This window comes from Pseudomonas sp. HS6 (assembly GCF_023375815.1).
Taxonomy (GTDB): Bacteria; Pseudomonadota; Gammaproteobacteria; order Pseudomonadales; family Pseudomonadaceae; genus Aquipseudomonas.
Window position 1 is genome coordinate 370,696 of record NZ_CP067412.1, and the last position, 21,926, is coordinate 392,621.

The following is a 21,926-nucleotide window of genomic DNA, read 5'->3' on the forward strand; positions in this document are numbered from 1 at the left end:
ATGCCGCAGGTGGATCCCGAACTCTTCGACCGCGGCCAGTTCCAGGCTGAACTGGCCCTGAAAGCGAGCCCTATCGCCGCCTTCAAGAAGGCGATCCGCCAGGCCCGCGAAGTGCTCGATGCGCGCTTTCGCAGCGGCCGCGATATCCGGCGGTTGATCGAGGATCGCGCCTGGTTCGTCGACAACATCCTGCAAAAGGCCTGGGACCAGTTCAACTGGAGCGAAGACGCCGACATCGCGCTGGTCGCGGTCGGCGGCTACGGTCGCGGTGAGTTGCACCCCTATTCCGATATCGACCTGCTGATCCTGCTGGACAGCGCCGATCACGAAATCTTCCGCGACTCCATCGAGCGTTTTCTCACACTGCTGTGGGACATTGGCCTGGAAGTCGGTCAGAGCGTTCGTTCAGTGGACGAGTGCGCCGAAGAGGCCCGCGCCGACCTGACGGTGGTCACCAACCTGATGGAGAGCCGCACCATCTGCGGCCCCGAGCGTCTGCGCCAGCGCATGCTCGATGTCACCAGCACCGCACACATGTGGCCGGCCAAGGAGTTCTTCCTGGCCAAGCGCGCCGAGCAGAAGGCTCGCCACCACAAGTACAACGACACCGAATACAACCTGGAACCCAACGTCAAAGGTTCGCCCGGCGGACTGCGGGATATTCAGACGATTCTGTGGGTCGCCCGTCGTCAGTACGGCACCCTCAACCTGCGTGCTTTGGCGGGCGAAGGCTTCCTGGTCGAGAGTGAAAACGCCCTGCTGGCGTCGTCACAGGAATTCCTCTGGAAAGTGCGCTACGCCCTGCACATGCTGGCCGGCCGCTCCGAAGATCGTCTGCTGTTCGATCATCAACGCACCATTGCGGGGCTGCTGGGGTTTGAAGGTGACGACGCCAAGCAGGCCGTCGAAAACTTCATGCAGCAGTACTTTCGCGTGGTGATGAGCATCGCCCAGCTCAGCGACCTGATCATCCAGCACTTCGAGGAGGTCATCCTCGCCCCGGAAGACGAAGCGCCGCCGCAGCCGATCAACTCGCGCTTCCAGCTGCACGACGGTTACATCGAGGCACGCAACGACAACGTGTTCCGCCGCACGCCGTTCGCCATGCTCGAGATCTTCGTGCTGATGGCCCAGCAGCCGGAAATCAAAGGCGTGCGCGCCGACACCATTCGTCTGCTGCGGGAAAACCGTCACCTGATCGACGACAACTTTCGCAACGACATTCGCAATACCAGCCTGTTCATCGAGCTGTTCAAGTGCAAGATCGGCATCCACCGCAACCTGCGGCGAATGAACCGCTACGGCATCCTCGGGCGCTACCTGCCGGAGTTCGGCTTCATCGTCGGGCAGATGCAGCACGACTTGTTCCACATCTATACGGTCGATGCGCACACGCTGAACCTGATCAAACACCTGCGTAAATTGCAGTACACCCAGGTGTCGGAGAAATTCCCGTTGGCCGCCAAGCTCATGGCCAAGCTGCCCAAGCCCGAACTCATCTACATGGCGGGCCTGTATCACGACATCGGCAAGGGCCGGCATGGCGACCACTCGGAGATCGGCGCAGTCGATGCCGAGGCGTTCTGCCAGCGCCATCAATTGCCGGTGTGGGACAGCCGCCTGATCGTCTGGCTGGTGCAGAACCATCTGGTGATGTCGACCACCGCCCAGCGCAAGGACTTGTCCGACCCGCAAGTGATCCATGACTTCGCCCTGGCGGTCGGTGATGAAACCCGTCTCGACTACCTGTACGTTCTGACCGTGGCCGACATCAACGCCACCAACCCGACGCTGTGGAACTCCTGGCGCGCCAGCCTGCTGCGCCAGCTCTACACCGAGACCAAGCGCGCTCTGCGTCGAGGCCTGGAAAACCCGGTGGATCGCGAAGAACAGATCCGCCAGACCCAGAGCGCAGCGCTGGATATTCTGGTGCGCGGCGGCACCGATCCGGACGATGTAGAGCAATTGTGGGCGCAACTGGGCGATGACTATTTCCTGCGCCACACCGCCGGCGACGTGGCCTGGCACAGCGATGCGATTCTCCAGCAGCCGGCCGACGGCGGGCCGCTGGTGCTGATCAAGGAAACCACCCAACGCGAATTCGAGGGCGGTACGCAGATCTTCATTTATGCGCCGGACCAGCACGACTTCTTCGCTGTGACCGTGGCCGCGATGGACCAGCTCAACCTGAACATTCACGACGCCCGGGTCATCACCTCCAGCAGCCAGTTCACCCTCGACACCTACATCGTGCTCGATACGGAAGGCGAATCCATCGGCGACAATCCGATCCGGGTCAAACAGATCCGCGACGGCCTGACCGAGGCCCTGCGCAACCCGGACGACTACCCGACCATCATCCAGCGTCGGGTGCCGCGCCAGCTCAAACACTTTGCGTTCGCACCACAAGTGACGATCCACAACGACGCCCAGCGTCCGGTGACGGTGCTGGAACTCACCGCACCCGACCGTCCGGGCCTGCTGGCACGGATCGGCGGGATATTCCTGGAGTTCGATCTGTCGCTGCAGAACGCCAAGATCGCCACCCTGGGCGAACGGGTGGAAGACGTGTTCTTCATCACCGACGCCCACAATCAGCCGCTGTCCGACCCGCTGCTGTGCAGCCGTTTGCAGGATGCCATCGTCGAGCAGCTCAGCGTCAATCAGGAACCCGATATCAAACTGTCGCGCATCAGCATTTGACTGAGCGCCCGGATTCAACCGCTTTGCACGAGACCCAGCACCGATGAACAACGCTCTGTCCCAGCTTCAGCCCTACCCGTTCGAAAAGCTCCGTGCCCTGCTCGGCAGCGTCACGCCGAACCCGGACAAACGCCCGATCGCGCTGTCCATCGGCGAGCCGAAACACCGTTCGCCAAGCTTTGTCGCCGAGGCGCTGGCCAACAACCTGGACCAGATGGCGGTGTACCCGACCACCCTCGGCATCCCGGCCCTGCGCGAAGCCATTGCCGCCTGGTGCGAACGTCGCTTCAACGTGCCGAGCGGCTGGATCGACCCGGCGCGCAACGTACTGCCGGTCAACGGCACCCGTGAAGCGCTGTTCGCCTTCACCCAGACCGTGGTCAATCGTGGCGACGACGCGCTGGTGGTCAGCCCGAACCCGTTCTATCAGATCTACGAAGGCGCAGCGTTCCTCGCCGGCGCCAAGCCGCACTATCTGCCATGCCTGGATGAAAACGGCTTCAACCCGGACTTCGACGCGGTATCGCCGGACATCTGGAAGCGCTGCCAGATCCTGTTCCTGTGCTCGCCGGGCAACCCGACCGGCGCGCTGATTCCAGTCGACGTGCTGAAAAAACTGATCGCTTTGGCCGACGAATATGACTTCGTGATCGCCGCCGACGAGTGCTACAGCGAGCTGTACTTCGACGAACAGACGCCACCGTCAGGCCTGCTCAGCGCTTGCGCCGAACTGGGTCGCAAGGACTTCAAGCGTTGCGTGGTATTCCACAGTCTGTCCAAGCGCTCGAACCTGCCGGGCCTGCGCTCCGGTTTCGTCGCTGGCGACGCCGACATCCTCAAAGGCTTCCTGCTGTATCGCACCTACCACGGCTGCGCGATGCCGGTTCAGACCCAGTTGGCCAGCGTTGCCGCGTGGAACGATGAAGTGCATGTGCGCGCCAACCGTGCGCTGTATCGCGAGAAATTCGATGCCGTGCTGGCGATCCTCAGCCCGGTGATGGATGTGCAGCGTCCGGATGGCAGCTTCTACCTGTGGCCAAACGTGCAAGGTGATGACGCAGCGTTCTGCCGGGACCTGTTTGCCGAAGAACACGTGACCGTGGTGCCGGGTTCGTACCTGTCCCGAGATGTGGACGGGGTCAACCCAGGTGCCGGCCGTGTGCGCATGGCGCTGGTCGCGCCGCTGGCGGAGTGTGTGGAAGCGGCCGAACGTATCCGCGATTTCGTCCTGCGCCACAAGTAATGCGTGAACGCCCGTGCCGGGCAATCCGGCACGGGCGCCTCATACATCGGGTTACAGATCCTCCAACTATTTACTCCACTTGCCGGCCGGCCAGACGTTAGTCTTGAGCCGCGCATATCTCTGCGCCTAAAACCAACTCAAAAATTTAACTTCAAGGATGAAGTAAACATGAACAACCTGCTGGATTGCCAACTCATTCAATGGCCCGACGATCAAGTTGCTTACACGACGGCAATTAATGAAAACCCCGCCAATGCCGGTAAAGCTGCCGGCACCCGACGCAAACGCTCAGTAGTCAATTATTCAAAGTTGTGGGCCAACGGCCGAACCTTGAAAGTGGCTTTCATGGATGCACCTGACGCCGACCATAAGAACAGGATTATCGCTGCGGCCAACCAGTGGTTACCGTACATCAATCTGAAGTTTGAATTTGTCGACGATTTGAAAGGCGACATCAGGATTGCGACAAAGAACAATGACAACAGCTCGATGCTGGGCACCGATGCCTTGCTGATCCATCCCGACCACCCCACCATGAACCTGGGGGTCAAACCTGATCATGAAGACTTTGAGGTGATCGTGATCCACGAATTCGGCCATGCACTGGGTGCGATGCACGAACATCAACACCCAAAGGCCAATATTCCGTGGGATAAGCCAAAGGTGTATGAGTTTTACAAGAACCGTGAAATGAACCCGCTGACCGAGGAGCAGGTTGACAGGAACCTGTTCGCGTCTTTCGACACACTGGACGCGATCTACACCTCCTACGACCGAAAATCGATCATGCACCACCCGGTAGCAAACACATTGACTGTGGGCAACTGGGAGTTACCGATCAACCGCCGGATCAGTAAAAAAGACAAGCGACTGATGCGACTGCTTTATCCAAAATAAACAACCGTTACCGACAGACAGAGTTCGCTTGGCGTAATACCTCGCGAACTTTCAACATCACGCAATACAACCCACCCACCTTCAACTTCCTTCAGCCCGCACTCTCGATTAATTTACGACTTGCCCAGCCTTCTAGCTCAACTTGACTGAAATAAACAACCGCCTATTGGATCAACATCAGTACGGACACTTAGCATGAACTCCGCAACATTTTGCCTTATAGAAAAAACAGCGTCGCTCCAACGTTCTTATGAAGTTGCAGTGACCGAGAACCCCGCCAATGAAAAAACCTCGGCATCCGGTCGCAAGAAGCGCGCCGTTGGCAAACACGCTTACTTCTGGGCACCGGGCCGGACCTTGCGCATTGCGTTTCTGAGTGGCGATCAAGCATTCAAGGACGCCGTCAAAGCCGCGGCGAACAACTGGCTGCCCTATATCAACCTGACATTCAATTTTGTCGAAGGTGAGTCAGGAGATATCCGTATCAGCAGCGACCCCGGCATTTACTGGTCGATGACCGGTACCAACGCGCTGCTGGTCGAAGCAGAAGAGCCCACCATGAGGCTGTCCCCGGAACAATTGCTCGCCCCGGCACTTTTTGCTGCCAATGTCATGCATGAATTCGGGCATGCGCTGGGTGCCGAACATGAACACCTGCACCCCGAGTCGAACATACCTTGGAACAAGCCTGCGGTTTACGCCGCACACGGAGTGGCCGAAGACGCTGACGAAGACGATTACGCTCGCCGATCTGTCGATGAGCGCTACTTCAATCTGCTCGACGCCAGCGAGTTCGATTACTCGCCCTACGATCCGAAATCGATCATGCATTACGCCGTGCGCCAGAGCTGGACCCACGGCGACTTCAAGATCGACCTCAATCTGACACTCAGTGAAAAGGACAAGGCCTTTATGGCGAAGGCCTACCCAACTGCACAAACAGCGTAAGCGGCACGGGACAGGTCGATGCGATTACTTGACCTGCCCCAGATTCGCCTCACTCAAATCCAGCTCGCCCAACACTTCACGCAGCACGTCATCGCCAATCTGGTGCTGACGGCTGAGGCTGTACAACTCAAGGCGTTGCGCACGCAGCGCCTTGAGACGCAAACGGCGTTCAAGCAGATCCATCTGGAACGCCAGCGCCTGGGCCTCCGCCGAATCGTTGAACACCTCCAGTTGATGGCGATACTCGGACATGATCCGCGCCTTGAGCTCCGCCGACAGCGCCGCTTGGGCAGCATCCTGCGGATTGACCTCCTCGACTTCCAGCGCATGGATCGCCGCTTCGGCGGTCTTGCGCCAGGCATCACGGACTTCCTGGCGGCGCTTGTCGTCGGGGCTTTTCTGGATCCCGCGCAGCAGCAACGGCAAGGCGATGCAGGCCACCACCAGCGACATCAGGATCACCCCGGCGGCGATGAAAATCAGCAAGTCACGCTCGGGAAAGGCCTCGCTGCCCATCAGCATCGGCACCGACATCACGCCCGCCAGCGTCACCGCACCACGCACACCGCCGACGGTCAGCAGCCAGCAGGAACGAGCCGTCGGCACTTGTGTCAATTCACCCTTGCCGCGCAATCGACGCAGCAGCACCGACAGACGCCAGATGCTTTGCACCCAGATGAAACGCAACAGCACCAGCGCCAGGAAAATCGCCACCACGTCGAGACAGCGATAGAAAAGGGTCGGCCACAATGACGTTTCGTGGCTGGCCACAGCCTTGATGATGTCCGGCAATTGCAAGCCAAGCAGCAGGAAGATCAAGCCGTTGAAGGCGAACTCCAGCAACGACCAGACGCTGCGGTTGAGCAATCGGGTGCTGGTCTGGCGCGGCAACAGGTCGAGCCAGCTCTGCATCATCCCCGCCGCCACTGCCGACAGAATGCCCGACGCGCCGAGCCGTTCGGCCAACACGTAAGCGGCAAACGGCAGCAGCAACATGAACACCACGTGCGTCGCCGGATCGTCCCAGCCCCGGGCGATCATCCAGGCGCGCAATCGGCCGACCAGCCAACTCAGCGCCACCCCGACCGCCAACCCGCCGACTGCGACCAACACGAAGGTCAGACTGGCGTTGGCCAAAGAAAACGCACCGGTGACCGCTGCAACCAGGGCGAATTTGAACGTCACCAGGCCCGAGGCATCGTTCATCAACGCTTCGCCTTGCAACATGTGCATCAATGGCGTGGGCAAGCGGTTCTGCGAAATCGCCGACACCGCCACGGCATCCGTCGGCGACAGCACCGCCGCCAACGCAAAAGCTACCGGCAATGGAATCGTCGGCAGCAGCCAGTGAATGAAGTAGCCGGCACCGACCACGGTAAACAGCACCAACCCGACCGCCAGCGTCAGCACCGGCCCCCGCAAACGCCACAATTCACGCTTGGGCATGCGCCAGCCATCGGAAAACAGCAGCGGCGGCAGGAACAGAAACAGGAACAGCTCGGGATCCAGAGCCACGTGCAGGCCGAGGGTTGGCCAGGCCAGCAAGGCCCCGGCGGCGATCTGTACCAGCGGCAGCGGCAACGGGATGACCCGTCCGACCAGCCGCGAAACGCTGACCAGCATCAGCAGGATCAGGACGGTATAAGCGGTTTGCATAAAGCGGAAATCTCAGACAATCGACAGCGTTGAACTGCCATATTAGCCGCTTAGGCTGTGGCTGACCGTTGCACCTATGTCGCAGCCCCCGTCCGGGAAATCAACCTCGGCCGCCGCGAAACAGTTTGGTCATGGCATAATCCGACACCATTTTTCTCCAGCACCTGTAAAGGGGGCGATTCCTTGACCGTTTCAAGCAAAACGTTGCACCTTTTCGGCATCAAAGCCTGCGACACCATGAAAAAGGCTCGCACCTGGCTCGATGAACACGCTGTCAGCTACGACTTCCACGATTACAAAACCGCCGGCATCGACCGTGAACACCTGACCCAATGGTGTGACGAACACGGCTGGCAAACGGTGTTGAACCGCGCAGGCACGACCTTTCGCAAACTCGACGACGAACGCAAAGCCGATCTCGACCAGTCGAAAGCCATCGAACTGATGCTCGCTCAACCCTCGATGATCAAGCGCCCGGTGCTCGATCTCGGTGACCGAACCCTGATTGGCTTCAAGCCAGATATCTACGCGGCCGCCCTCAAGTAAGCAGCCCGTCACTTTTTGTAGAGGTATTCACATGTCCAACTCCCTGTTCAGTATTGCCTTCGGTGTCGGCACCCAGAACCGTCAAGGCGCGTGGCTGGAAGTGTTCTACGCGCAGCCGCTGCTCAATCCTTCGGCCGAACTGGTCGCCGCTGTTGCACCGATCCTCGGCTACACCGAAGGCAACCAGGCCATCACCTTCACCACCGCACAAGCCGCCCAACTGGCTGAAGCCGTGAAAGGCATCGACGCGGTACAAGGCAAGCTGCTGACCCGCCTGGCCGAAAGCCACAAGCCGCTGGTCGCCACTCTGCTGGCCGAAGACGCGCAACTGACTTCCACGCCAGAGGCCTACCTCAAACTGCACCTGCTGTCCCATCGTCTGGTCAAGCCGCACGGCGTGAGCCTGGCCGGGATCTTCCCGCTGCTGCCAAACGTAGCCTGGTCCAGCCAGGGCGCGATCGACCTGAGCGAACTGGCCGAGTTGCAACTCGAAGCCCGTCTGCGTGGCGAACTGCTGGAAGTGTTCTCGGTGGACAAGTTCCCGAAAATGACCGACTACGTGGTTCCGGCCGGCGTGCGTATCGCTGACGCCGCGCGTCTGCGTCTGGGCGCTTACGTGGGCGAAGGCACCACCGTGATGCACGAAGGTTTCATCAACTTCAACGCCGGCACCGAAGGCCCGGGCATGATCGAAGGCCGCGTCTCCGCTGGCGTATTCGTCGGCAAGGGTTCTGATCTGGGCGGCGGCTGCTCGACCATGGGCACCCTGTCGGGCGGCGGCAACATCGTGATCAAGGTCGGCGAAGGCTGCCTGATCGGCGCGAACGCCGGTATCGGTATCCCGTTGGGCGACCGCAACACCGTCGAGTCGGGCCTGTATGTGACCGCCGGCACCAAGGTGGCGCTGCTGGACGAGCACAACAACCTGGTCAAAGTGGTCAAGGCCCGTGAACTGGCCGGTCAGACCGACCTGCTGTTCCGTCGCAATTCGGAAACCGGTGCCGTGGAATGCAAGACCCACAAGTCGGCGATCGAACTGAACGAAGCGCTGCACGCTCACAACTAAGCGCCAGAAGCTCACCTGAGGGAGCCGGCCTGTTTGCGATGGCGTTCGAAAGATCGCCATCGCGGGCAAGCCCGCTCCCACAGGGTTCGGCGTTAACCCGCCCATCTTCACCGGGGCTTGAAACCGTGATGATTCCCTCCCCCTGGCGTGCCGATTTTCCGGCCATCGCCGCCCTGCAACGGCAAGACCAGACTTATCTGGACAACGCCGCCACCACGCAAAAACCCCAGGCCCTGCTCGACGCGCTGGCGCATTACTACGCCAATGGCGCGGCCAACGTGCACCGTGCGCAGCATCTGCCCGGAGCCCACGCCACGCAGGCGTTCGAGGACAGTCGCCTGAAGGTTGCCCAGTGGCTGAATGCCGGTGACAGCGGGCAGATCATCTTCACCCACGGCGCCACCAGTGCGCTGAATCTCCTGGCTTACGGCCTGGAACATCTTTTCCATCCGGGCGATGAAATTGTCATCAGCGCCCTGGAGCATCACGCCAATCTGCTGCCGTGGCAGCAACTGGCACAACGTCGTGACCTGAAACTGGTGATCCTGCCGCTGGACGATGACGGCGTGATCGACCTCACCGCCGCCGTGCACCTGATCGGCCCGCGCACCCGCTTGCTGGCGGTCAGTCAGTTGTCCAACGTGCTCGGTGCGTGGCAACCGTTGCCGGCATTGCTGGCGATGGCGAAAGCGCAAAACGCGCTGACGGTGGTTGATGGCGCACAAGGCGTGGTTCACGGCCGGCATGACGTGCAGGCGTTGAGTTGCGACTTTTATGTGTTTTCCAGCCACAAGCTGTACGGCCCCGATGGCCTCGGCGTGCTGTTCGGACGCAACGAAGCACTCGAGCAACTGCGCCCATGGCAGTTCGGTGGCGAGATGGTGCTGGAAGCCAATTACCACGACGCGCGCTTCCGCCCTGCCCCGCTAGGCTTCGAGGCGGGAACGCCGCCGATTGCCAGCGTGATCGGCCTCGGCGCGACCCTCGACTACCTCGCCGGTCTGGATCTGGACGCCGTATCCGCCCACGAAGCCGCGCTGCACGCTTACCTGTTGCGTGGCCTTGCCGCCCGCAATGGCATCCGTCTGCTGGGCAAGCCGCAATTGGCGCTGGCGAGTTTTGTCGTGGAAGGCGTGCACAACGCCGATCTGGCGCACTTGCTGACCGAACAGGGCATCGCCGTACGCGCCGGGCACCACTGCGCGATGCCGTTGCTCAAGCGCTTCGAGCTAGCCGGGGCGATTCGCGTGTCGCTGGCGCTGTACAACGATTCCGAGGATCTGGAGCGGTTCTTTGAAGCGCTGGATCAGGCGCTGGAGTTGTTGCGATGAGCGTGCCGGTCGAGGCCGCCGAAGCGCTGCAAACGTTTCAGAGCGCCGCCGGTTGGGAACAGCGAGCGCGGCTGCTGATGCAGTTCGGTGATCGCCTGCCGCCGTTGAGCGACGCGGACAAGTGCGACGCCAACCGGGTGCATGGCTGCGAAAGTCAGGTGTGGCTGATCGGCGAATTGCGCGACGGCCACTGGCAATTCGCAGCGAGCAGCGATGCACGGATGATTCGCGGGTTGGTGGCGTTGCTGTTGTTGCGGGTCAACGGTTTGACCGCCGACGAGTTGCAGCAGGTCGATCTGCCGGACTGGTTCAATCAACTTGGGCTGTCGCGGCAGTTGTCGCCTTCGCGCAGCAATGGCTTGAATGCCGTGCTGCAGCGGATGAATGTGCTGGCCGGTTAACCGCGATCGCTGGCAAGTCGAATCGTCGCACCGCAGCTCCCACAGGTATTTCAGTGTGTTCACTTGATTTGTGAACAGCATAGAACCTTGTGGGAGCTGGCTTGCCAGCGATGAGGCCATCAGCCTCAACAATTAAGCCTGAGGCTTGATCCGATCCGCCGGGCGCCGAACGCCCGCCACAATCTTGTCCACCGCTTTGGTCGCCGCGACCATGCCGAACGTCGCTGTCACCATCATCACCGCGCCAAACCCACCGGCGCAGTCCAGCTTCACGCCGTCGCCGACAAAACTCTTCTGCAGGCAAATGCTGCCGTCCGGCTTCGGATAGCGCAGCTGTTCGGTGGAGAACACACACGGCACGCTGTAATGACGAGTTACGGTGCGTGAGAAACCATAGTCCCGGCGCAGCGTGGAACGCACTTTCGAGGCCAGTGGATCGTTGAAGGTGCGGTTGAGATCGCACACCTGAATCAGCGTCGGATCAATCTGCCCCCCGGCACCGCCGGTGGTGATGATCTGGATCTTGCGGCGTTTGCACCAGGCGATCAGCGCAGCCTTGGCGTTGACCGCATCGATGCAATCGATCACGCAGTCGATATTCGGCGTGATGTATTCGGCCATGGTGTCGCGGGTGACGAAATCCGCCACGGCGTGCACCTTGCAGTCCGGGTTGATCCCGCGCAGACGCTCGGCCATCACCTCGACCTTGGGTTTGCCGACGGTGCTGTCCAGCGCATGCAACTGCCGGTTGGCGTTGCTGACGCAGACATCGTCGAGGTCGAACAGCGAAATCTCGCCCACCCCGCAACGGGCCATGGCTTCCGCCGCCCAGGAACCGACGCCGCCAACGCCGACAATCGCCACGTGGGCGGCGCGCAAGCGCTCCATCCCCTCGACGCCATACAAACGGGCGATGCCTGCAAACCGCGGATCTTCTGTACTCATGACCATTACCCCAAAAACCGGCGCGCATTATAGGGCCGTCGGCGGCCAAGAGCATCTTTGCGCTATGAACGGTGAATCTGACTGCTTTAATTAAAGCGGTACGTAACAAAGATTTGTCTTACATGCTGAAACGAAAGAACTTAAGTCGGGTTGGATTGCCCAACGTCCGGCATTTCCCTGTCTGTTGTAGGACTCGGCGAACTGCCGGTGTAGGATGCGCGCCCTCAGGCGTCAACCAGCCGACCCTTCGTTCCACAGACCTTGGAACCCGACACAGCTATGTCATCGCGTAAATTTGGACTCAACCTGGTGGTGGTTCTGGCAATCGCCGCCCTGTTCACCGGTTTCTGGGCGCTGATCAACCGCCCCGTCTCCGCGCCGAACTGGCCGGAGCAGATCTCCGGTTTCTCCTATTCACCGTTCCAGCAAGGACAGTTCCCACAGAAGGATCAGTATCCGTCCGACGATGAAATGCGCCGCGACCTAGAGATCATGAGCAAGCTGACGGACAACATCCGCATCTACTCGGTCGACGGTTCCCTGCAAGACATTCCGAAACTGGCTGAAGAGTTCGGCCTGCGCGTAACCCTGGGGATCTGGATCAGCCCCGACCAGGAACGCAACGAGCGCGAAATCACTCGCGCCATCGAACTGGCCAACACCTCACGCAGCGTGGTTCGCGTGGTGGTCGGTAACGAAGCGATCTTCCGCAAGGAAATCACCGCCGAACAACTCAGCGTGCTGCTCGACCGCGTGCGCGCGGCAGTGAAAGTGCCGGTGACCACTTCCGAACAGTGGCACGTCTGGGAAGAGCACCCGGAGCTGGCCAAGCACGTAGACCTGATCGCCGCGCACGTTCTGCCTTACTGGGAATTCATTCCGGTGGACAAGGCCGGGCAGTTCGTTTTCGACCGCGCCCGCGACCTGAAAAAAATGTTCCCGAAAAAACCGTTGCTGCTGTCCGAAGTGGGCTGGCCGAGCAACGGCCGCATGCGCGGTGGCGCCGATGCGTCGCCGGCGGATCAGGCGATCTACCTGCGCACGCTGGTCAACAAACTCAACCGCCAGGGCTTCAACTACTTCGTGATCGAAGCGTTTGACCAGCCGTGGAAGGCCAGCGACGAAGGTTCGGTCGGCGCCTACTGGGGCGTGTTCAACGCCGCGCGCCAGCAGAAATTCAACTTCGAAGGCCCGGTGGTAGCGATCCCGCAATGGCGCGTGCTGGCCATCGGCTCGGTGGTGCTGGCGCTGTTGTCGCTGACCCTGCTGATGATCGACGGCTCGGCCCTGCGCCAGCGCGGCCGTACCTTCCTGACCTTTATCGCGTTCCTGTGCGGTTCGGTGCTGGTGTGGATCGGTTACGACTACAGCCAGCAATACAGCACGTGGTTCAGCCTGACGGTGGGCTTCCTGCTGGCGCTCGGTGCGCTGGGGGTGTTCATCGTGTTGCTGACCGAGGCCCACGAACTGGCCGAGGCAGTGTGGATTCACAAGCGTCGCCGTGAATTCCTGCCAGTGGTCGGCGATTCGGACTACCGGCCGAAAGTCTCGATCCACGTGCCTTGCTACAACGAGCCGCCGGAGATGGTCAAACAGACCCTCGACGCCCTGGCCAACCTCGATTACCCGGACTTCGAAGTCCTGATCATCGACAACAACACCAAGGACCCGGCGGTCTGGGAACCGGTGCGCGACTACTGCGAAACCCTCGGCCCGCGCTTCAAGTTCTTCCACGTCTCGCCCCTGGCCGGTTTCAAGGGTGGTGCGCTGAACTACCTGATCCCGCACACCGCCAAGGACGCCGAAGTGATCGCGGTGATCGACTCCGACTACTGCGTGCACCCGAACTGGCTCAAGCACATGGTGCCGCACTTCGCCGACCCGAAAATCGCCGTGGTGCAGTCGCCGCAGGATTATCGCGACCAGAACGAAACCACCTTCAAGAAGCTCTGCTACGCCGAATACAAAGGCTTCTTCCACATCGGCATGGTCACCCGCAACGACCGCGACGCGATCATCCAGCACGGCACCATGACCATGACCCGTCGCTCGGTTCTGGAAGAACTGGGCTGGGCTGACTGGTGCATCTGTGAAGACGCCGAGCTCGGTCTGCGGGTATTCGAGAAAGGCCTGTCGGCGGCGTATTACCACGACAGTTACGGCAAGGGTCTTATGCCGGACACCTTTATCGACTTCAAGAAGCAGCGTTTCCGCTGGGCTTACGGCGCGATCCAGATCATCAAGCGTCATACCGGCAGCCTGCTGCGCGGCAAGGACACCGAGCTGACTCGCGGCCAGCGTTACCACTTCCTCGCGGGCTGGCTACCGTGGGTGGCGGACGGCATGAACATCTTCTTCACCGTCGGCGCGCTGTTGTGGTCGGCGGCGATGATCATCGTGCCGCAACGGGTCGATCCACCGCTGCTGATTTTCGCAATCCCGCCGCTGGCGCTGTTCGTGTTCAAGGTCGGCAAAATCATCTTCCTCTACCGTCGCGCCGTGGGCGTGAACCTGAAGGATGCGTTCTGCGCGGCACTGGCCGGCCTGGCGTTGTCGCACACCATCGCCAAAGCGGTGCTGTACGGCTTCTTCACCAGCAGCATTCCGTTCTTCCGCACCCCGAAAAACGCCGACAACCATGGCTTCTGGGTGGCGATTTCCGAGGCCCGGGAAGAGCTGTTCATCATGCTGCTGTTGTGGGGCGCGGCGCTGGGGATCTTCCTGGTGCAGGGCCTGCCGAGCAACGACATGCGCTTCTGGGTGACCATGCTGCTGGTGCAGTCGCTGCCGTACGTGGCGGCGCTGATCATGGCGTTCCTGTCGTCGCTGCCGAAACCGGCGCCGACGCCTGAACCGGCACCGGCTGTCTAAATCCTCTGCGATGCACTAAACGGCGGCCAATGGTCGCCGTTTTGCTTTAAGATAACCGCCATTTTGCAGGGCCAAGGCCCCGATGGCCTGTCCCTAGACCTGTGGGAGCGAGCTTGCTCGCGATGAGTCCGTCACATTCAACACTTATGTTGATCAAGACATCGTCATCGCGAGCAAGCTCGCTCCCACATTTACAGCATCCGGAGTTTTCCATGACGGCCCACGCCGACCTTTCGCCGACCCTCCAACTCGCCATCGACCTGATCCGCCGTCCGTCCGTGACGCCGGTCGACGCCGATTGCCAGAAGCAGATGATGCAGCGCCTGGGCGATGCCGGTTTCACCCTGGAGCCGATGCGCATCGAAGATGTGGATAACTTCTGGGCGATCCACGGCAAACACGACGGCCCAGTGCTGTGCTTCGCCGGTCATACCGACGTGGTGCCGACCGGTCCGGTGACGGCTTGGCAGATCGACCCGTTCAACGCGGTGATCGACGAGCACGGCATGCTCTGCGGCCGTGGCGCGGCGGACATGAAAGGCAGCCTGGCCTCGATGACCGTGGCGGCCGAGCGCTTCGTCGCCGACTACCCGGATCACAAGGGCAAGGTCGCGTTCCTGATCACCAGCGACGAAGAAGGCCCGGCGCATCACGGCACCAAGGCTGTGGTCGAGCGTCTGGCGGCACGTAACGAGCGTCTGGACTGGTGCATCGTCGGCGAGCCATCGAGCACCACGCTGGTGGGCGACGTGGTGAAGAACGGTCGTCGCGGCTCCCTCGGCGCCAAACTGACCGTACGCGGTGTGCAGGGCCACGTGGCCTATCCGCACCTGGCGAAGAACCCGATCCACCTCGCGGCGCCGGCTCTGGCCGAGCTGGCCGCCGAGCATTGGGATCACGGTAACGATTTCTTCCCACCGACCAGTTTCCAGATTTCCAACGTCAACTCCGGCACCGGCGCGACCAACGTGATTGCGGGCGATCTGGTGGCGTTGTTCAACTTCCGTTTCTCCACCGAATCGACGGTTGAAGGCCTGCAAAAGCGCGTCGCCGACATCCTCGACAAGCACGGTCTGGACTGGCACATCGACTGGGCGCTGTCCGGTCTGCCGTTCCTCACCGAGCCGGGCGCGTTGCTCGACGCGGTGTCGTCGAGCATCAAGCAGATCACCGGTCGCGAGACCAAGGCGTCCACCAGCGGTGGCACCTCCGATGGCCGCTTCATCGCGACCATGGGCACGCAAGTGGTTGAACTGGGCCCGGTCAACGCGACCATCCACCAGGTCAACGAGCGCGTGCTGGCGGCCGATCTCGACGTGCTGACCGAGATCTACTACCAGACCCTGATCAAGTTGCTCGCCTGATGCTCGCGTGCCCGATCTGCAGTGAACCGCTGAACGCGGTGGACAACGGCGTGGTCTGCCCCGCCGGCCACCGCTTTGACCGCGCACGTCAGGGTTACCTGAACCTGCTGCCGGTGCAGCACAAGAACAGCCGCGACCCTGGCGACAATCAGGCAATGGTCGAGGCCCGCCGCGACTTCCTGAACGCCGGCCACTATGCACCGGTGGCCAAGCGTCTGGCGGAACTGGCGGCGAGTTATGCGCCGGCCCGTTGGGTCGATATCGGTTGTGGCGAGGGTTACTACACCGCGCAGATCGCCGAGGCCTTGCCGGACGCCGATGGCTATGCGCTGGACATCTCGAAGGAAGCGGTCAAACGCGCCTGCAAACGCAATCCGGCGCTGACCTGGTTGATCGCCAGCATGGCCCGTGTGCCATTGGCTTCCGGCAGTTGCCAGTTTCTGGCCAGCGTCTTCAGTCCACTGGATTGGGAAGAAGCCAAGCGCCTGCTCAGTGTTGGCGGCGGCCTGATGAAAGTCGGCCCGACAAGCGGCCATCTGATGGAACTGCGCGAGAGTCTGTACGACGAAGTGCGCGAGTACACCGACGACAAGCACCTGGCCCTGGTGCCGGAAGGCATGGCGCTGGCGCACAGTGAAACCCTCGAATTCAAGCTGACACTGGACAAGCCCGAGGATCGCGCCAACCTGTTGGCGATGACGCCTCACGGCTGGCGCGCCAGTGCCGAACGCCGCGCGGCGGTGATCGAACAGGCCGAGCCGTTCGTGACCACCGTGTCGATGCGCTACGATTATTTCGTTCTTCAATAACTTTTGGACTCGGGCAAGTAGCCCGGGGCCGGCTAAATCCGCGAATGGATTTTTCAGACCCGCAGTGAGGATATCCATGCGCCAACCGGACATCGAGATTTACCTGAAAGACGCCGACGTCGACCACAAGGCTATTTCCGCCTGGCTAGGCGCAGCCCTTGGCCCGTGCAGCGACTGGGTACAGAAAGGCCAGACCTACAAGTGCAAGGCCGGCAACATCCCGGTGACCTGGCTGCCGAAAGCCGTGGGCAAGTGGAACAGCCTCTACCTGGAAAGCGACCAGACGCCATGGGACGACGATATCGCCTGCGCCCGCGCCGCGTTCGCCGCGCTGAACGTCGAAGTGCGCTGCGCGCCGGGGACGTGGGTTGAAGAAGAAGGTGAGGAAACGGCGGATCGCTGGATTCGTATCAGCGCCGACGGTGAAGAAGAAATCACCTGGAAAACTGCGTAACGAAGCTTTACGCAGAACCTGTGGGAGCGGGGCTTGCCCGCGAAGGCGGCGGCACATCCAAAAAAGATGTGGCTGACAAACCGCTTTCGCGGGCAAGCCCGCTCCCACAGTTTTTTTGGGGATCCGAAGAGTGCGGTTTACAACCCGACCACGTCTTCAGCCTGCAACCCCTTCTGCCCTTCCACCACCGCGTATTCAACCTGCTGACCCTCGGTCAGCGAACGGTGGCCTTCACCGCGGATCGCGCGGTAGTGCACGAACACGTCCACCCCGTCTTCGCGCTGAATGAAGCCGTAGCCCTTGGCGTCGTTGAACCACTTCACGTTGCCGGTTTCACGTGTTGCCATCTGTTCATACTCCTTTTTTATTATTGAACAGGCTTTTCGCAGGAAAGCCTTTGCGGAACGTCAGCCTGCGTCCGACGTCCATAAAAGGGCCCCGGCGACAGAGCGCCGAGTATATGACAGGCGACAAAACTCTCAACAGGAGATTACTTCGCCGCTTTTTTGCCGATTTTCGCCCAATACGGCAAACTGTCGTCCGCCCGAGCAAACGCTCGGTTTATCCACTCACGCAGAAGCCGTATGACCCGTTCCCCGTTCCGCCGTCTTGTGTTTGGCACCTTGCGCCGACTGTTGTATCTCTGGGTTCGCTCCGAGACGATCAACCAGTCGTCGTTCACCCTCAACCTCGACCGCAGTCGTCCGGTGTTCTACGTCCTGCAAAATCCATCGCTGACTGATCTGGCGGTGGTCGACACCGAGTGCACCAAGGCCGGCCTGCCGCGCCCGGTGCTGCCGGTGTCGGTCGGAAATCTGCTGGAGCCGGCGGCGTTCTTCTACCTGACGCCGGACCCGGACTGGCTCGGTCGCCAGGACAAGCGCGGCGCACCGCCGACCCTGACCCGACTGGTCAGCGCCCTGAGCCAGAACGCCGCCGAAGACGCGCAGATCATTCCGGTCAGCGTGTTCTGGGGCCAGTCACCGGACAGCGAAAACAGTCCGTGGAAATTGCTGTTCGCCGACAGCTGGGCCGTCACCGGGCGCCTGCGCCGCCTGCTGAGCATCATGATTCTGGGCCGCAAGACCCGGGTGCAATTCTCCGCACCGATCCATCTGCGCGAACTGATCGAACACAACAAGGGCCACGAGCGCACCGTGCGCATGGCCCAGCGAATCCTGCGGGTGCACTTCCGCAACCTCAAGGCTGCGGTGATCGGTCCGGACATTTCCCACCGCCGCAACCTGGTCAAAGGCCTGCTCAATCAGCCGCTGGTCAAGCAAGCGATCCTCGATGAAGCCGAGCGCGAAAACATCTCCCCGGAAAAAGCCAAGGCCCAGGCCCTGCGCTACGGCAACGAGATCGCCTCGGACTACACGTACACCGCGATCCGTTTTCTGGAAGTGGTGCTGAGCTGGTTCTGGAACAAGATCTACGACGGGATCAAGGTCAACCACATCGAAGGCGTGCAGAAGGTCGCGCAGGGTCACGAAGTGATCTACGTGCCGTGCCACCGCAGTCACATCGACTACCTGCTGCTGTCGTACTTGCTGTTCCGCAACGGCCTGACCCCGCCGCACATCGCCGCCGGTATCAACCTCAACATGCCGGTGATCGGCAGCCTGCTGCGTCGTGGCGGTGCGTTCTTCATGCGCCGCACGTTCAAGGGCAACCCGCTGTACACCTCGGTGTTCAACGAATACCTGCACACCCTGTTCACCAAAGGCTTCCCGGTCGAATACTTCGTCGAAGGTGGCCGCTCGCGTACCGGGCGCATGCTGCAACCGAAAACCGGGATGCTGGCGATCACCATGCGCAGCTTCCTGCGTTCGTCGCGGATGCCGATCGTGTTCGTGCCGGTGTACATCGGTTATGAGCGTGTACTTGAAGGTCGTACCTACCTCGGCGAACTGCGTGGCGCGAGCAAGAAGAAAGAATCGATCTTCGACATTTTCAAAGTCATCGGCGCGCTCAAGCAGCGCTTCGGCCAAGTGGCGGTGAACTTCGGCGAACCGATCAAACTCGCGGAATTCCTCGACAGCGAACAGCCAGACTGGCGCCAGCAGGAACTCGGCCCGCAGTTCAAACCGGCGTGGCTCAACGAAACCACCAACCGCCTCGGCGAGAAAGTCGCGCAGCATCTGAACGAAGCGGCGGCGATCAACCCGGTCAACCTGGTGGCGCTGGCGCTGCTGTCGACCACCCGACTGGCGCTGGACGATCGGGCCATGGCGCGGGTGCTGGATCTGTACCTGGCGCTGCTGCGCAAGGTGCCGTACTCGCCGCACACCACGTTACCGGAAGGCGATGGCCGTGCGCTGATCGAGCACGTGAAGGACATGGACCTGTTGTCCGAGCAGAACGATGCACTCGGCAAGATTCTCTATCTGGACGAGCAGAACGCCGTCCTGATGACCTACTACCGCAACAACGTGCTGCACATCTTCGCGTTGCCGGCGCTGCTGGCGAGTTTTTTCCAGAGCGCCTCGCGCATGAGCCGCGAACAGATCCTGCGCTACACCCGCGCACTGTATCCGTACCTGCAATCGGAGCTGTTCATCCGCTGGACACTGGACGAACTGGATGCGGTGATCGATCAGTGGCTGGAAGCCTTCGTCGAACAAGGCTTGCTGCGTTTCGAGAAAGACGTGTACCTGCGTCCGGCACCGAGCTCGCGGCATTTCGTGCTGCTGACCCTGCTGTCGAAGAGCATCGCCCAGACGTTGCAACGCTTCTACATGACCGTGTCGTTACTGCTCAACGCTGGCCAGAACACCATCAGCGCCGAAGAACTGGAAGACCTGTGCACGGTCATGGCCCAGCGCCTGTCGATCCTGCATGGCCTGAATGCGCCGGAGTTCTTCGACAAAAGCCTGTTCCGCCACTTCATCCAGACCCTGCTCGACCTCGACGTGCTGCGTCGCGACGAAGCCGGCAAGTTGAGCTACCACGAACTGCTCGGCGAACTGGCCGAAGGCGCAGCCAAGCGGGTACTGCCGGCGGAGATTCGCTTGTCGATCCGTCAGGTGGCGTTGCATCGCAGTGAAGATGCAGCCGATCAGCCCGCCGTCCCTGTGCAAAGCGACTAGATTCCTACAGGCGCCAGGCTTCTTCTGGCGCCGTCGATACGGAGATATCCGATGAAAAAACTATCCCTGCTGGCTGCTGCCACATTGCTCAGCGCCTGCCAATCAACTTCGCCCGCCGGCAAAGTCAGCCTCGACGGCGAAGTGTTCTACCTGCAACGCATCGCTCTGCCACCAAGCGCGACCTTGAGTGTGAGCCTGCAGGACGTTTCGCTGGCCGATGCTCCGGCCGTAGTCCTCGACGAACAGAAGGGCCCGGTCAAAGGCCAGGTGCCGCTGCCGTTCCACTTGAGCTACGATCCGGCCCAGGTCAAACCGGGCCACCGCTACTCGGTCAGCGCACGGATCGAAGTCAACGGCGAGCTGATGTTCATCACCACCGAAAACCATGCCGTGCAGCTTGATGGCAAGGATCCGCAGCCGCTGAAGATTCGCGTTGACTCGGCCCGTTAACGCCCTTACCGCACTTTTTTTCCAATAAGGAAGCTTTCATGCTCCGCCCTACCCTACGCTTCGCCGGCCTGTGCGCGGGCTTGATGATCTCCGCCAGCGCTATGGCCCTGTCCCTCAGCGACCTGTCGCAAGGCGACGCCACCGGCGGCCTCAAGGACGCTCTGACCCAGGGCGCACAACTGGCCGTCAAACAACTTGGCACGCCGGGCGGCTTCAGCAATAACCCGGATGTGAAAATCGAACTGCCGGGCAAACTCGGCAAAGTCGCCGGCAAGATGAAAGCGTTCGGCATGGGGGCCCAGGTCGATGAACTGGAAACCGCCATGAACAAGGCGGCGGAAAACGCCGTGACCCAGGCCCAGCCGATCCTGGTCGATGCTGTGAAGAAAATGAGCGTGGCCGACGCCAAAGGCATCCTCAGCGGCGGCAACGACTCCGCGACGCAGTACCTGGACAAGTCCAGCCGCGAACAGATCCGTGCCAAATTCCTGCCTATCGTCAAACAGGCGACCGACAAAGTCGGCGTGGCGCAGAAATACAACGCCTTCGCCGGCCAGGCTGCGACGCTGGGCGTGGTCGATGCGAAAAGCGCCAACGTCGAAAACTACGTCACCGAACAAGCACTGAACGGTCTGTTCGAGATGATCGGCAAACAGGAAGAAACCATCCGCAAGAACCCGGCCGCTGCGGCGACGAGTCTGGCGAAGAAGGTGTTTGGTACGCTTTAATTCTTTCGTGCAATGAAAAGCCCGCTGATCTTTACAGGTTGAGCGGGCTTTTTCATGGGGGTCAGATTTGTGGAGCGAACTAATCCAAAGCTTAGCTTGAGATCGCAAAACTGAAGAAAACGCTCGAGAGCTTTCTGGTGCTCCGGAGCTTTTTTGAACGACTCAAGAAGCCCCCTCACCCTAGCCCTCTCCCGGGGGGAGAGGGAACTGACCGAGGTGTTTGGGAGAGGTACGCCGACGTGAAATACCGAGGTGAACTCGGGTTTTAAAACACATACAGCTCTACTCCCACTCCATTCCCGATTTGGCTTTGGCTTTGGCTTTCCACCACTCAACACGATGAGCGTTAGCTCAAGTACCGCTCTTGACGTGCCGGCCCCATCGGCAGGCTGAGTGGAGGGAGTCATCCGGGGGTGGGCGCGTAG

The 21,926-nt window shown here is 60.9% G+C and carries 18 protein-coding genes; 15 read left to right on the forward strand and 3 right to left on the reverse strand.

From position 1 onward, the window contains the following. From JJN09_RS01865 to JJN09_RS01880, 4 genes are all read left to right on the forward strand, one after another. Window positions 1–2,703, forward strand: coding sequence for a [protein-PII] uridylyltransferase (locus tag JJN09_RS01865; protein WP_249485201.1), 2,703 nt, complete (start codon window positions 1–3; stop codon window positions 2,701–2,703). A gap of 43 nt (window positions 2,704–2,746) precedes the next feature. After that, window positions 2,747–3,946: a succinyldiaminopimelate transaminase gene (gene dapC / locus JJN09_RS01870; protein ID WP_249485202.1), complete on the forward strand. Its 1,200-nt coding sequence runs from the start codon at window positions 2,747–2,749 to the stop codon at window positions 3,944–3,946. Between the two features lie 3 nt (window positions 3,947–3,949). After that, the gene (locus JJN09_RS01875) at window positions 3,950–4,843 is read left to right on the forward strand and encodes a M12 family metallopeptidase (RefSeq protein WP_249485203.1); all 894 of its coding nucleotides are present in this window, start codon (window positions 3,950–3,952) and stop codon (window positions 4,841–4,843) included. A 195-nt stretch (window positions 4,844–5,038) separates the two neighbouring features. Continuing rightward, window positions 5,039–5,791: a hypothetical protein gene (locus JJN09_RS01880; RefSeq protein WP_249485204.1), complete on the forward strand. Its 753-nt coding sequence runs from the start codon at window positions 5,039–5,041 to the stop codon at window positions 5,789–5,791. Window positions 5,792–5,815: 24 nt separating this feature from the next. Here the strand turns inward: JJN09_RS01880 and JJN09_RS01885 are convergent, their stop codons facing one another. Continuing rightward, window positions 5,816–7,447 (reverse strand): Na+/H+ antiporter, encoded by a 1,632-nt coding sequence (locus JJN09_RS01885; RefSeq protein ID WP_249485205.1) that lies wholly within the window; start codon window positions 7,445–7,447, stop codon window positions 5,816–5,818. Between the two features lie 183 nt (window positions 7,448–7,630). Here JJN09_RS01885 and JJN09_RS01890 point away from each other — a divergent pair, with 183 nt between their 5' ends. From JJN09_RS01890 to JJN09_RS01905, 4 genes are all read left to right on the forward strand, one after another. Then, complete coding sequence (locus tag JJN09_RS01890) at window positions 7,631–7,993, forward strand: ArsC family reductase (RefSeq protein ID WP_003222107.1); 363 nt, start codon at window positions 7,631–7,633, stop codon at window positions 7,991–7,993. Between the two features lie 31 nt (window positions 7,994–8,024). Then, window positions 8,025–9,059 carry a 2,3,4,5-tetrahydropyridine-2,6-dicarboxylate N-succinyltransferase gene (gene dapD, locus JJN09_RS01895; protein ID WP_249485206.1) on the forward strand — a complete coding sequence of 345 codons (1,035 nt, stop codon included), beginning with the start codon at window positions 8,025–8,027 and terminating at the stop codon, window positions 9,057–9,059. 125 nt (window positions 9,060–9,184) lie between these two features. Then, window positions 9,185–10,390 (forward strand): aminotransferase class V-fold PLP-dependent enzyme, encoded by a 1,206-nt coding sequence (locus tag JJN09_RS01900; RefSeq protein WP_249485207.1) that lies wholly within the window; start codon window positions 9,185–9,187, stop codon window positions 10,388–10,390. Continuing rightward, window positions 10,387–10,791 carry a SufE family protein gene (locus tag JJN09_RS01905; protein WP_249485208.1) on the forward strand — a complete coding sequence of 135 codons (405 nt, stop codon included), beginning with the start codon at window positions 10,387–10,389 and terminating at the stop codon, window positions 10,789–10,791. Before JJN09_RS01900 ends, JJN09_RS01905 begins: the two co-directional genes overlap by 4 nt. A gap of 132 nt (window positions 10,792–10,923) precedes the next feature. On the opposite strand, the gene tcdA is transcribed toward JJN09_RS01905, so the two are convergent. Next, the gene (tcdA, locus tag JJN09_RS01910; RefSeq protein WP_249485209.1) at window positions 10,924–11,742 is read right to left on the reverse strand and encodes a tRNA cyclic N6-threonylcarbamoyladenosine(37) synthase TcdA; all 819 of its coding nucleotides are present in this window, start codon (window positions 11,740–11,742) and stop codon (window positions 10,924–10,926) included. Between the two features lie 273 nt (window positions 11,743–12,015). On the opposite strand from tcdA, the gene JJN09_RS01915 reads away from it, so the two are divergent. The 4 genes from JJN09_RS01915 (at window position 12,016) to JJN09_RS01930 (ending at window position 17,234) form a co-directional block, all read left to right on the forward strand. Further along, on the forward strand, window positions 12,016–14,607 hold the full coding sequence (locus JJN09_RS01915; RefSeq protein ID WP_249485210.1) for a glycosyltransferase: 2,592 nt from the start codon (window positions 12,016–12,018) through the stop codon (window positions 14,605–14,607). Between the two features lie 212 nt (window positions 14,608–14,819). Next, on the forward strand, window positions 14,820–15,971 hold the full coding sequence (gene dapE / locus JJN09_RS01920) for a succinyl-diaminopimelate desuccinylase (RefSeq protein ID WP_249485211.1): 1,152 nt from the start codon (window positions 14,820–14,822) through the stop codon (window positions 15,969–15,971). Then, window positions 15,971–16,780 carry a putative RNA methyltransferase gene (locus JJN09_RS01925; protein ID WP_249485212.1) on the forward strand — a complete coding sequence of 270 codons (810 nt, stop codon included), beginning with the start codon at window positions 15,971–15,973 and terminating at the stop codon, window positions 16,778–16,780. The genes dapE and JJN09_RS01925 overlap by 1 nt, the downstream gene beginning before the upstream one ends. A 76-nt stretch (window positions 16,781–16,856) precedes the next feature. Then, a complete protein-coding gene (locus JJN09_RS01930) occupies window positions 16,857–17,234 on the forward strand; it encodes a hypothetical protein (protein WP_007954752.1) in 378 nt (125 codons plus the stop codon). 137 nt (window positions 17,235–17,371) lie between these two features. Here the strand turns inward: JJN09_RS01930 and JJN09_RS01935 are convergent, their stop codons facing one another. Next, window positions 17,372–17,581, reverse strand: a complete 210-nt coding sequence (locus tag JJN09_RS01935; RefSeq protein ID WP_007954750.1) for a cold shock domain-containing protein — start codon at window positions 17,579–17,581, stop codon at window positions 17,372–17,374. A 237-nt stretch (window positions 17,582–17,818) separates the two neighbouring features. On the opposite strand from JJN09_RS01935, the gene plsB reads away from it, so the two are divergent. The 3 genes from plsB to JJN09_RS01950 are packed head-to-tail and all read left to right on the forward strand — an operon-like array spanning window position 17,819 to window position 21,501. Then, the gene (gene plsB, locus JJN09_RS01940; RefSeq protein WP_249485213.1) at window positions 17,819–20,323 is read left to right on the forward strand and encodes a glycerol-3-phosphate 1-O-acyltransferase PlsB; all 2,505 of its coding nucleotides are present in this window, start codon (window positions 17,819–17,821) and stop codon (window positions 20,321–20,323) included. A gap of 51 nt (window positions 20,324–20,374) precedes the next feature. Further along, window positions 20,375–20,773, forward strand: a complete 399-nt coding sequence (locus JJN09_RS01945; protein ID WP_127797051.1) for a YbaY family lipoprotein — start codon at window positions 20,375–20,377, stop codon at window positions 20,771–20,773. Window positions 20,774–20,811: 38 nt separating this feature from the next. Continuing rightward, a complete protein-coding gene (locus JJN09_RS01950; RefSeq protein WP_249485214.1) occupies window positions 20,812–21,501 on the forward strand; it encodes a DUF4197 domain-containing protein in 690 nt (229 codons plus the stop codon). The last annotated feature ends 425 nt before the right edge of the window (window positions 21,502–21,926 follow it).

Bases quoted from the DNA above. Each gene is read 5' to 3' on its own strand.
- JJN09_RS01865 (WP_249485201.1), top strand. From the start codon at position 1: ATGCCGCAGGTGGATCCCGAACTCTTCGACCGCGGCCAGTTCCAGGCT.
- dapC (WP_249485202.1), top strand. From the start codon at position 2,747: ATGAACAACGCTCTGTCCCAGCTTCAGCCCTACCCGTTCGAAAAGCTC.
- JJN09_RS01880 (WP_249485204.1), top strand. From the start codon at position 5,039: ATGAACTCCGCAACATTTTGCCTTATAGAAAAAACAGCGTCGCTCCAA.
- JJN09_RS01885 (WP_249485205.1), bottom strand. From the start codon at position 7,447: ATGCAAACCGCTTATACCGTCCTGATCCTGCTGATGCTGGTCAGCGTT.
- dapD (WP_249485206.1), top strand. From the start codon at position 8,025: ATGTCCAACTCCCTGTTCAGTATTGCCTTCGGTGTCGGCACCCAGAAC.
- JJN09_RS01905 (WP_249485208.1), top strand. From the start codon at position 10,387: ATGAGCGTGCCGGTCGAGGCCGCCGAAGCGCTGCAAACGTTTCAGAGC.
- tcdA (WP_249485209.1), bottom strand. From the start codon at position 11,742: ATGGTCATGAGTACAGAAGATCCGCGGTTTGCAGGCATCGCCCGTTTG.
- JJN09_RS01915 (WP_249485210.1), top strand. From the start codon at position 12,016: ATGTCATCGCGTAAATTTGGACTCAACCTGGTGGTGGTTCTGGCAATC.
- dapE (WP_249485211.1), top strand. From the start codon at position 14,820: ATGACGGCCCACGCCGACCTTTCGCCGACCCTCCAACTCGCCATCGAC.
- JJN09_RS01925 (WP_249485212.1), top strand. From the start codon at position 15,971: ATGCTCGCGTGCCCGATCTGCAGTGAACCGCTGAACGCGGTGGACAAC.
- JJN09_RS01930 (WP_007954752.1), top strand. From the start codon at position 16,857: ATGCGCCAACCGGACATCGAGATTTACCTGAAAGACGCCGACGTCGAC.
- JJN09_RS01935 (WP_007954750.1), bottom strand. From the start codon at position 17,581: ATGGCAACACGTGAAACCGGCAACGTGAAGTGGTTCAACGACGCCAAG.
- plsB (WP_249485213.1), top strand. From the start codon at position 17,819: ATGACCCGTTCCCCGTTCCGCCGTCTTGTGTTTGGCACCTTGCGCCGA.
- JJN09_RS01945 (WP_127797051.1), top strand. From the start codon at position 20,375: ATGAAAAAACTATCCCTGCTGGCTGCTGCCACATTGCTCAGCGCCTGC.
- JJN09_RS01950 (WP_249485214.1), top strand. From the start codon at position 20,812: ATGCTCCGCCCTACCCTACGCTTCGCCGGCCTGTGCGCGGGCTTGATG.